Annotated in this window: 4 protein-coding genes; all 4 read left to right on the forward strand. The window is 43.4% G+C overall.

Features of this window, described 5'->3' with window-relative positions; genetic code table 11:
- Positions 1-223: 223 nt before the first annotated feature.
- Positions 224-3355 (forward strand): nSTAND1 domain-containing NTPase, encoded by a 3132-nt coding sequence (locus E1163_RS03895; protein ID WP_155169654.1) that lies wholly within the window; start codon positions 224-226, stop codon positions 3353-3355.
- A complete protein-coding gene (locus E1163_RS03900) occupies positions 3355-4446 on the forward strand; it encodes a porin family protein (RefSeq protein WP_155169657.1) in 1092 nt (363 codons plus the stop codon). The genes E1163_RS03895 and E1163_RS03900 overlap by 1 nt, the downstream gene beginning before the upstream one ends.
- Before the next feature lie 5 nt (positions 4447-4451).
- Complete coding sequence (locus E1163_RS03905; RefSeq protein ID WP_155169660.1) at positions 4452-5675, forward strand: hypothetical protein; 1224 nt, start codon at positions 4452-4454, stop codon at positions 5673-5675.
- An 80-nt stretch (positions 5676-5755) separates the two neighbouring features.
- Positions 5756-7120 (forward strand): hypothetical protein (locus E1163_RS03910; protein WP_155169662.1); only part of this gene is annotated, 1365 nt, incomplete at its 3' end.

The following is a 7120-nucleotide window of genomic DNA, read 5'->3' on the forward strand; positions in this document are numbered from 1 at the left end:
TGTTTAAGGTGAAAAAAGATGACTTTTATGAATTGTTGTCAGATAATGTAAGCCTTGCCCATAAAATGGTTCAGTATGTTTAATTGCTGTACTTTACTGCAAAAAAATGTTTTTTTTTGTATTTTAATGACCAAACGTTTTATTTTAAATACTTTATACCTTTTTTAATTTTTCAGTTAGCCTCTGATACTTATTTTTTAAACTATTACCTGGGCACATTATAATGCTAAACTACGACATACAAATGGGAGAACATGACCGTGAGTCAGAGGTATTTGACAACCACGGGAACATCATGTTAAGAAATCCCTTCCCAGGTCTCAGGCCATTTAGCATAGACGAGTGCCATCTTTTCTTTGGCAGAGAGGGGCAGGTTGATGAAGTATTGGTAAAGCTGGCTGCTAATCGGTTTATCACGGTTATGGGATATTCCGGTAGTGGTAAATCTTCATTGATGTATTGTGGACTTGTGCCCATTCTTTATGGAGGCTTCATGACCGATGCCGGATCGAGCTGGAAGGTACTGGTGTCAAGGCCAGGAACTTCACCGATAGAGAACCTGGCAGATTCTATCCTTAAAGAATCAGATGATTTTGAAAACCAGTCGGAAGAAGAAAAGCATTTAAATAAAACCATTATATCGGCACTGCTTAAAAGTGATACCGAAGGTTTGGTTAAAGCAATTGACAGGCTTAGTGATCACAGTGGCCAGAACACCCTTATATTAATAGACCAGTTTGAAGAGCTTTTCCGTTACCGTACTGAGAAAGGAAAGGCTACCCCCGAAGAGGCGAAGATCTACGTAAACCTCCTGCTCGAAGCCTGTAAAAGTGCAAAGTCATCGATATATCTGGCCATTACCATGCGCTCTGATTATGTAGGGGACTGTTCACTGTTTCCAGGGCTTACACAGATGATCAACCAGAGCAATTATCTGGTTCCTCAAATGACCCGTGACCAGAAGAGAATGGCTATTGAAGGTCCGGTAGCTGTTGGCGGAGGCGTCATTGCCGACCGACTGGTAAAGAGGCTGCTGAATGAAGTAGGGGAGAACCAGGATCAACTGCCTATTCTGCAACATGCTCTGATGCGTACCTGGGATTATTGGATCCGAACCCGGGAAGAAAAGGAACCCATGGACATCAGGCATTACAATGCCGTGGGTAAGATGTCGGAAGCCTTATCGCAGCATGCCAATGAAGCTTACGACGAGCTATCATCCAAAGAGAAAGAAATCGCTGAGACCCTGTTCAAATCACTGACCCAGCGTACTAACGACAGCTTTGGTATGAGGCGCCCTGTTCGCCTGGGGTTGGTAGCCGAACTGGCCGGTGTTACTGACAACGATGTGATTGAGGTTGTAGACAAATTCCGGCAGCCGGGAAGGTCTTTTTTAATGCCTCCCCATAACGTGAAACTTAATGCAGATTCTATTGTAGAAATCTCCCACGAAAGTTTGATGAGGATATGGATCAGGCTTAAGACGTGGGTTGATGAAGAGTATGAATCTGCTCAAATGTACAGGCGTCTGTCGGAGGCAGCGGCTATGTACCAGATTGGCCGTACCGGGCTTTGGAGACCGCCAGATCTTCAATTGGCACTTAATTGGCAGAAAAAGCAGCGCCCAACACGGGCATGGGCCCAGCGGTATGACGAAACTTTTGAAAGGGCAATTGTATTTCTGGACACGAGCCGTATTACTTATGAGGCTGAGCAGAAAAACCAGGAGATGCTTCAACGGCGGTTGTTGAAACGCGCCAAGATTGTTGCCGTCGTTTTAGGTATTGCCACGGTTATTTCCGTGCTCTTTTTCGTATTTGCAGTCACAAGAAATATTGAGGCTAACAAACAACGCGAATTTGCCGAAGAGCAAAAGCTAAAAGCGCAGGAAGAACGTGACAGGGCATACATAAGTGAAGCCGAGGCAAAAAAGCAAAGGTCCAGGGCAGAGCGAGAGGAACAAAATGCTCGCGAACAGGCAGAAAAAGCAAGACAGGCATTGATCATAGCACAGCAGCAGCGTAACCTCGCCCAGGAGCAGTCCCGGATCGCTCAGGAACAACGCAATATCGCTGATAATGAAAAACTGATTGCGCAGAACGCCAGAGAGGCTGCGGAAAAGGAATACCAACGTGCGGAAAGAAACTATACAAGAGCACAAAAGCTATTGTTTCAATCCGTGGCCCAATCCATGGCTGTTAAATCCCTGAGCATTGAAGATAATGACCTGAAGGGACTACTTGCCCAACAGGCTTACACCTTCAATAAAAATTATGAGGGTAGGACTTATGACCCGTACATTTACAATGGCCTGTATTCAGCTATGGCTCAAATCAAAGGTAAGGCATTCAACACCATATCCGGAGTCCATAGAAATTCAGTGAGGTCAGTGGTGTTCGAGAGTAAGGGTAATACCTTCTACAGTACAGGTACAGAGGGTAAAATCGTTAAAGCGTCATTAAATGCTCCTTCAAATACCAGTGTTATATCTTCTAACCCATACCCCAACAGGGTGTTGGCCATCAGTCCTGATGACAGATGGTTGGTAAATGGAAGTGATTCGGCTGCATTAAAAGTTTTTGATCTCAAAACGACAGATATTTCCCAAAGACTGATTACTGGACACTCCAGCTTTGTTAACGATATCGAATTTTTGCCAGGCCAGAATGTATTTATTTCTGCCGGTGCAGACCGCCAGTTGCGCAAGAATGATGTTTCTACTATGACAAGTACCCTCATGAAGCGTACCGCTGAGCAATTTAAAACGATAGCCATCAGCAAGAGTGGCAAATGGCTGGCAGGGGGTACATTAAGTGGAAAAGCTGTACTGGTAAACCTGAACGACCTTTCAGAAAAAGTATTAATTGATCAGCCGGGCATCCCTGTCCATGCATTAACATTCAGCCCCGATGGCAGATTTTTGGCTATCGGAGATGAACAAGGGGTAGTAAAGATATGGGACCTTTCACTAGGTAAAACAGATCATGAATTTACCGGTCAAAAAGGAAGGATAAGTGATCTTGAATATAGTAAAGATGGGAGACTGCTGGCATCTGCCAGTTTGGACCAGACCATTCAAATGTGGGTAACCAGTGAGATTGATGAACTGCCTATCAAAATGACAGATAACGATGCCTATGTTTGGGATATTGCCTTTAGTCCCGATTCTGATTATCTTATCGCGGCATGTGGTGATGGGGAGCTGAGGATCTGGCCAACTAAACCCGAACTGATGGCTGAAAAAATGTGTAACGAACTTTTCAGAAATATGAATGAAGACGAGTGGAAAACTTATGTAGGCAATGATATCGGCTTTCAGAATACTTGTATAAACCTTTTACTTAATAATTATTGATGATGTTAAGAAAGGTTTTACGTGTAATGTTCCTCTTGTGTGTCTTTGGAAGATCAGTTTATGGGCAGTCTTGCGGGGAAACGTTGAATATTGCCAGGGAAAGTTTTAATGCCGGTCATTTGTATGAAATCCCTTCCATTCTGAAACCATGCCTGGATCACGGCTTTAACAGGGATCAGAAAATAGAAGCTTACTGGCTCCTTACCAGAACATACCTCTTTATAGATGATCCCATAAGTGCAGAAGACAGCTACCTTAAGCTGCTCAGGCAGGACCCGGAATATATTATTGATCCAGAGCGCGATCCTATAGACGTGGTTTATCTAAGCAAAAAATTTAAAACAACTCCAATATTTGTGCTTTATGCAAAGCTTGGCTCCAACCTCACCTCAGTGGATGTGATACATAACTATGGGGTGGATAATACTGCAAACAGTGCGGAAGATTATAAAGGAAAACTGGGCTTTCAGTTTGGAGGGGGAGGCGAAGTTAATATAAATGATAACTTCAGTCTCGGGCTTGAACTTAACTTCTATCAGAGGAGCTACAGCTATAGCAATACCTTATTCAATTCTGATAATCAGACATTTCAGGAAAATCAGACAGGCATTGATATGCCTGTTTTCTTGAAGTACAGATGGGATTTTGTTAAAATAAGACCATATGTATATGCGGGAGTTGGCTTTAGCTATTTGCTAAGTTCTAAGGGTACCGTTAAGCTCATTGACAGGGTGGGCTCAGGAGCCGAGGATTTGACAGAAATACCGGTAACTGGTCCGGAAGTGGATTTGAAGTCTGTACGTAATAGTTTTAACAGGTTTGCCCATTTGGGGGCCGGGGTTAACTACCGGCTTGGCTACAATTACCTTGTAGTGGATGTAAGGTACATGGCCGGCTTATCCAATATAATCAATGAGGAGGAGCAATACACCAACACTATCCTTTTATACAAGTATGGTTTTGTAGATGATGATAAGCGATTAAACAACTTTTCGCTATCAGTAGGGTTTGTAAAGCCTCTTTATAAGCCACGGAAAATAAAAAAGGCTTCTGTTAAGGGACTGTTTTCAAGATTTTTTAAAAAGGATTGAGGTAGATGCGAATTTTAACCATATTGATCGTTTTAAGCCTCTTTGTCGGTTGTGATACGGAAAGTAATGTAGACCCGAGGTTTGAAAACTACTTTGTTAAATATTACGGCGAAGAGGGAAACCAGACAGGTGTTGATGTAAAGGTATTAAGTGATGGGTTTATTATTTTGGGTAACAGCACTTCTGCCGATGGAAATCAGGATATTGTACTGGTAAAGGCAGACCACCTTGGAAACCAACAGTGGATAAACAGGTTTGGAGGGATTAATAATGAGTCTGCAGCAGCTATGGAAGTAGATGCCAGCGGTAATTTTATCATAGCAGCGACAGTAAACACTACAGCTTCTGACCGGGATGTGATGATTTTGAAAGTTGCACCAGACGGTACACAAATTGACAGCGCAGTGTTTGGAAGCGTTGGGAAGGATGATGTTGCCAACGACATTCTAATCACACAGAACGGTGATTATATTCTTACAGGCTATACTACTAACGTGGATACCTCCAAGCCCGGGTATCTTGCCAGTACTGATTTGCAGGACATTTATTCTGTTCGCACTACTTCTGGTCTTGAGCAACTTCTCCCTGCTGCGTGGCGTAGGGTTTATGGGTTTCCAGGCGTGGACAGAGGAGTGAGTCTGATGCAAAAGCCCGATGGTTCATTTCTTTTTTTTGGTACTACAAATAAACCACCTACCAGCAATTCGCAACAAGCCGGATTCAATATGTTCTTATTCCCGGCAGCAGCCGATGGTATTGCAGTATCGACGGCCGAATTACAACTTTTCGGAACTCTTTCAAACGAAACAGCCTCAGGAATTATTGAAACCAGCGAAGGCGGTTTTGTTATGATTGGCACAAGTACTTCCTCAGGCCTTAATCAACTCTTTATGGCAAGAGTGAGGAGCAATAATGATTTTGTAAGCGCAGGAACTATTGCCGTGGACGGTAATGTTGAAGGAGCCTCTATTACTGAATCTGGTAATGGTGGATTTCTGGTGCTTGGAGAGATCATGGAAAATAATAATACCAACATTGCACTTTCCAGAGTTGCCCCTAACGGATCCATCAGATGGCAACATACCTTTGGTGGCGTGGATAGCGACATGCCCGGTACCGTTGTCGAGCTTGAAAATGGAGAGGTATTATTTGTAGGTACGGTCACTTTGGAAAGCCAATCCAAGATTTGTTTGATAAAAGTTACCCATAATGGAGAACTGAAACCCTAGCATCAATTGATGTAAAGGTTACTTAATGATGTTTTTTGAGATTAAAAAGTATTATATTACCAGTTTCAACAACAGCCCTCATGCTAAAAAACCAATCAAAAGCTTTTGCCTCGGAGACAGGCCCACATAATAACCTTCGTGGAGTTTTTGTGTTTGCTGCTTTTATTGGACTCCTTTTGAGCAACAGTTATTTGAATGCTCAGTGTGGTTTTTCAGGGTTAAATGCAGCCTATTGTAGTTCGGACGCAGCCGTTACACTTACTGAAGCAACTACCGGAGGAACCTTTTCAGGGCCAGGTATATCAGGTAATACATTTGACCCTTCTGTTGCCGGTCCGGGAACCCATACTATTAACTATGTAAATTATGATGTTTATACAGTAAGTACCGCGGGTACTTATAACCCTTTCCTGTCATTGGTAGGATGGATCAAAGCACCTAATGGTGCAACAGGGGATTTGCAGAATGATGATGATGAACTGTCGGTGGCCATAAATATTGGTTTTACCTTCAATTTTTTTGGAAACGACTACACTCAATTGTATGCATCCTCAAATGGTAATGTTGCTTTCTCTTCATATACAGAAAATTCATACTGGCGTACATCTATCCCTGCGGTTTCTGATCCCAATAATATGATAGCCATATTGCGGACAGACCTCGACCCTTCCAGTACCACTACCGATAGAATTAAATACAGAGTTGAGGGCACTGCTCCAAATAGAGTTTTCATACTTTATTATGAGAACCTCGAGAGATTTAACACCGCTACTGGTGATTTAGTAACAACACAGTTAAAACTGTTTGAAACTACTAATGTAATTGAAATCCATACCACTGAAAATAGTGCAACGCTTTCTTCGGAGACCAGTTTGCAAGGTGTTGAGAATGCAGCAGGAACTATAGGGTATACAGTTTCAGGCCGTAATGATGAATTCTGGACGGCTACCAATGATTTTGTTTCCTTCACACCGTGTACAGACTCTCAGGCAGTAACAGTTACCGAGCAGCCAGTAGCTGATGCAGGAACTGGTGGTAATGTATGTGGCAAAGATGCCGGCAATCCGCTCACCTTTACAGGAGTAGCAAGTGTAGGCACAGGCATTTGGACCCAACAGAGTGGCCCGGGCACCAGCAATATAGCCACCCCAGGCAGTGCGACGTCAACAGTGACGGTTGACACCTACGGCAGCTATGTATTCCGTTGGACGGAGACGAATGGCGGCTGCAGTGATTTTGATGAAGTAACAGTCACTTTCTACGAGCCTACGGTTGCGGATGCAGGCCCAGTGACAGCCGAAGAGTGCGATTTAAATATCAATCTTGCCGGGGTTCAGAGCATTGCAGGCAGTACGGCCAGTTGGAGCACAATAGCAGGGAACCCAGCGGACATCACTTTCAGCAGCACAACAATATTTAACCCAACAGTTACTTCAACAGCCTAT

The sequence above is a fragment of the Fulvivirga kasyanovii genome, assembly GCF_009711405.1.
GTDB lineage: Bacteria > Bacteroidota > Bacteroidia > Cytophagales > Cyclobacteriaceae > Fulvivirga > Fulvivirga kasyanovii.